The sequence below is a fragment of the Dethiosulfatibacter sp. genome, from assembly GCF_983023055.1.
The window spans coordinates 1-4,524 of sequence record NZ_CEZJXU010000196.1 but is presented as its reverse complement, the minus strand read 5'-3'; the positions used below and the strand labels follow the sequence as shown (position 1 = coordinate 4,524).

4 protein-coding genes and 1 other annotated feature are annotated in these 4,524 nt (G+C 36.7%); all 4 genes read left to right on the top strand.

Annotation, left to right across the window (positions count from 1 at the left end):
* A partial coding sequence (locus tag AC3AX0_RS07870; RefSeq protein ID WP_487549753.1) for a topoisomerase C-terminal repeat-containing protein occupies positions 1–195 on the top strand: 195 nt, incomplete at its 5' end.
* Positions 196–319: 124 nt separating this feature from the next.
* A complete protein-coding gene (locus AC3AX0_RS07865) occupies positions 320–814 on the top strand; it encodes a hypothetical protein (protein WP_487549752.1) in 495 nt (164 codons plus the stop codon).
* Entirely contained in the window at positions 804–1,070 is a 267-nt protein-coding gene (locus AC3AX0_RS07860; protein WP_487549751.1) for a helix-turn-helix domain-containing protein, read from the top strand. The genes AC3AX0_RS07865 and AC3AX0_RS07860 overlap by 11 nt, the downstream gene beginning before the upstream one ends.
* 131 nt (positions 1,071–1,201) lie before the next feature.
* Positions 1,202–1,409 (top strand) — a binding site (T-box leader).
* A 71-nt stretch (positions 1,410–1,480) separates the two neighbouring features.
* On the top strand, positions 1,481–4,524 hold a 3,044-nt coding region (gene ileS, locus AC3AX0_RS07855), incomplete at its 3' end, for an isoleucine--tRNA ligase (protein ID WP_487549750.1).

Below are 4,524 nucleotides of genomic sequence, written 5' to 3'. Positions count from 1 at the left end.
GGCTGTAACTTCAAGATAACTCCTGTCTGTGGCAAATTGTTAACAGAAGACCAGGTTGAAAATCTTTTAAAGAATGGAAGACTGGATAAAGTTGAAGGTTTGGTCACTAAAACAGGATCCAAACTGGAAAAAGTAAATATTATATTGAATGATAAAAAGGAAGTTGTACTTGAATTAGAAAATAATGATAAATAGATTAGTAAAATAAATAGATAAACCTTTACTAGGATAAATGTTCATTTAATGTAGATTTATAGTATGTATTGAAAGAAACTGCAAATTATTGGTTGATAATTGCAGTTTAGGTACCATATCTGAAATGAGAATTGACAGGCTCCTGGATGTGGATATAAACAGGCAGGAGGTTGCTGCAATAGCAACGAGGATAAACGGAAGCTTCAAGAACTTATACAATTGCCTATATATTAATGTAGAAAATCTTCCCGGGGATAGGCTTAGCTATTTAAGGAAGGAACTCAACTCAAACTATGATTTTGAAGCTTTAAAATATAGAAATAATATACTTATGATTATGAATTTCAACAAACAGGTTATGCTCAAGACACATATAGAATATGTAGAAAAGATTGTAAACCAATATACGAATGACTATAAAATAGGTGTAAGCGATACCTTTTCACCTAAGGATGAGTTCAACCATTGTGTGAGGCAGTCTCTTTCATCCTATGAACTATCCTTTACTACGGAGGACAGGGTTGTGTTTTACAAGGATCTCAACGTCTACAAGGTTATATCCCATAAGAAACAGCAGACACCTTATGGAATTCTACAGGGAGGTTTTCATGCCTCTTAAGGAATATGATGAATACTATAATTCGGATATCGTAAATACAGTAGAGGTGTATCTTGAAAACAACGGCGACTTCAAAAAGACTGCACAAATCCTCCATCAGCATGAAAATACGGTAAGATATAGAATTTTGAAAGCCAAGAAGCTTCTGGACTTGAAGAATGACCATTTGAAATTTATTGAGCAGATATCCCTTGCTCTTAAGATGGACAAGATTATTAATATTGATAGTAATAAGACTGTTGTTGATAGAATTTAAGTGTGTGTCTTTTCTTCTTTTTTGAAGAAATTTGAATGGCTAAATAGGTTGACAAATCAACCTATTTATTGTATGATATTGCAATAACACATCGGTTTGTGCACTATTGGCGTACAAAAAATAGAGTAGCTTTCTTGACTTTGACTGGAAGAGTAGCCTTGTTGAAATTTACAGAGACATAATCCTTGGTTGGAAGATTATGAAGGGATACAAAGTGAAAATCATCCATGAGTTTGATTTCTGAAAGTAGTAGGAAATCACGTGGCAAGCGTTAATTGTATTGAGCGGCAGATTTTATTTGCAATCAGGGTGGTACCGCGGAGAATTTTCGTCCCTTATATTTATATATAGGGGACTTTTTTATGTTTAAAAACTAGTACAAAATGCAAGAAATGAATCTAGGAGGATTTATGAAAAAAATATTCAACAATATATCAACAGCACCATATAATGAATATGAAAAAGACATAAGGGATCACTGGGAAAAAATAGATCTTTTGCATCAAAGCGTTGAAACTCGAGCTGATAAAGAAAGCTTCATCTTTTACGAGGGACCACCTACTGCAAATGGCAATCCAGGAATACACCATGTAATAGCAAGAACGCTAAAGGATTCAGTCTGCAGATTCAAGACAATGGAAGGATATCAGGTAAAGAGAAAAGCTGGATGGGATACTCACGGACTACCTGTTGAAATCGAAGTTGAGAAGAAACTTGGACTCAACAATAAGCAAGACATTGAAAACTATGGAATAGACAAGTTTAACACAGAATGCAGGAATTCAGTATTCACCTATGAAAGCAAGTGGAGAGAAATGACTGAAAGAATGGCTTATTTAATAGATCTTGACAATCCATATATTACTCTTGAAAATGACTATATAGAATCAGTATGGTGGATTCTTGACAAGTTCAATAAAGAAGGATACATCTATGAAGGTCACAAGATAATGCCATATTGCACAAGATGTGGTACAGGACTTGCTTCTCATGAGGTTGCTCAGGGATATGAAGAAATAAAGACCAGTACTGTATATGCGAAGTTTAAGAGAAAGGATGCTGACGAGTATTTCCTCGTATGGACAACAACGCCTTGGACACTTGCCTCTAATGTTTGTCTTACAGTTCATCCTAAAGAAACATATGTAAAGGTTAAATCGGAAGATACAGTATATATTCTTGAAAAAAATCTTGCTGGAACAGTACTTAAGGAAGAATATGAAGTAATTGAAGAAATGAAGGGAAGAGACCTTGAATTTGTTGAATATGAGCAGCTCATGCCTTTTGTTGATGTAGATAAAAAAGCATTTTATGTTACTTGTGCAGATTATGTTACAACTGAAGACGGTACTGGAATAGTGCATACAGCTCCAGCCTTCGGTGAAGACGATTATCAGACAGGTCTTAGATACAACCTTCCTGTACTCCAGCCTGTAAATGAGCAGGGCAAGTTTACTGAAACGATATGGAAAGATATGTTTGTAATGGATGCAGATCCTGAAATAATAAAATGGCTTAGAGAAGAGGGAAAGCTTTACAAGAAAGTTACAATGAATCACAATTATCCTCACTGCTGGAGATGCAAAACACCACTTCTTTATTATGCAAAGCCGAGTTGGTATATTGCAATGACAAAGCTTAAAGACCAGTTGATAGAAAACAACAACACGGTTGAATGGTATCCTCCTTTTGTTGGAGAGAAAAGATTCGGGAACTGGCTTGAAAACTTAAATGACTGGGCAATTTCCAGAAGCAGATACTGGGGAACTCCTCTTCCTATCTGGACATGCGAATGCGGTCATACTGAAAGTGTCGGTTCAAGAAAAGAGCTTGCCGAGATGGCAATAGAAGATATAGATGAAACAATAGAGCTTCATAGACCATATGTTGATGATATCCACTTCAAGTGTGCTCACTGTGGAGGTACAATGGAGAGAGTTAAGGATGTAATCGACTGTTGGTTTGACAGTGGGGCCATGCCTTATGCCCAACATCATTATCCATTTGAGAACAAGGAAAACTTTGAAGAGCTTTTCCCTGCAGATTTTATCTGCGAAGGAATAGATCAGACAAGAGGATGGTTCTACTCACTTATTGCAATATCCACTTTTGTAATGGGCAAGTCTCCTTACAAGAGGGTTCTTGTAAATGACTTGATCCTGGATAAGCATGGAAAGAAAATGTCCAAGACTAAGGGTAATACTGTAGATCCTTTTAGCATGTTTGACAAATACGGTGCCGATGCACTTAGGTGGTACTTGCTGCATGTGTCACCTGCTTGGACGCCTACAAAGTTTGATGAAGAAGGACTCAAGGAAGTTATGAGCAAATTCTTTGGAACTGTTAAAAATGTATACAACTTCTTTGTACTTTATGCTAATACAGACGGTATTAACCCTAACGACTTCTTGGTTGAATACAAGGATAGACCGGAGCTTGATAGATGGATACTTTCCAAGTTCAACAACCTTGACAAGTATGTAAGGGAAAGTATGAACCAGTATGATCAGACCAAAGCAGTAAGAGCAATACAGGAATTTGTAAATGAAGATTTATCAAACTGGTATATAAGAAGATCTAGAAGAAGATTCTGGGCGACAGAGCTTACAGAAGATAAGAAATCAGTATACAATACAACTATGGAAATTCTTATAGGAATTTCACAGCTTGTTGCACCTTTCTCTCCATATCTTGCTGAGGAAATATACAGAAACCTTACAGATGGCGTTTCAGTACACCTTAGCGATCTGCCAGAGGTTGATGAGAATATGATAGATGAAAACACAGAGAAGAGAATGGACCTTGTCAGGAATCTCGTTGCACTTGGTAGAGCTGCAAGAGAAACTGAAAGAATCAAGGTAAGACAGCCTCTTCAAAAGATTCACATAGATGGAAAATATGAAGAACTTATGGCTGACCTTGCTCCTCTAATCATGGAAGAACTTAATATCAAGGAAGTTGTATTCGAGAAGAACCTTCAGGAATTCATGAACTTCAGCCTCAAACCAAACTTTAGAACTTGCGGACCGAAGCTTGGAAAGAATGTAAAGGCTTTTGCAGGAGTTCTGGCTAAATCAAATGCCTTGGAAATCATAAACAGCGTGCAAAATGGTGGAAGTGTTGATGTTGAAGTCAATGGAGATACTGTGAATGTAACTGAAGACATGCTGGATATCAGAATAACTTCCAAGGAAGGATTCAATGTATCTATGGAAAACAATCTGTTTGTAATCCTTGACACAAACCTTGATGATGACCTTGTGAATGAAGGCTATGCAAGAGAGTTCATATCAAAAGTTCAGCAGATGAGAAAGAGCAACGGATATGAAATGATGGACAATATTGAGATTTCCTACAAGGGACCTGCTGAAATTGACAATGCAGTTGAAGTTCACAAAGACTATATCATGAAGGAAACCCTAGCACTTAAGATAGAAGTGAAGGATGGACTTGA

Bases quoted from the DNA above. Each gene is read 5' to 3' on its own strand.
- AC3AX0_RS07860 (WP_487549751.1), top strand. From the start codon at position 804: ATGCCTCTTAAGGAATATGATGAATACTATAATTCGGATATCGTAAAT.
- AC3AX0_RS07865 (WP_487549752.1), top strand. From the start codon at position 320: ATGAGAATTGACAGGCTCCTGGATGTGGATATAAACAGGCAGGAGGTT.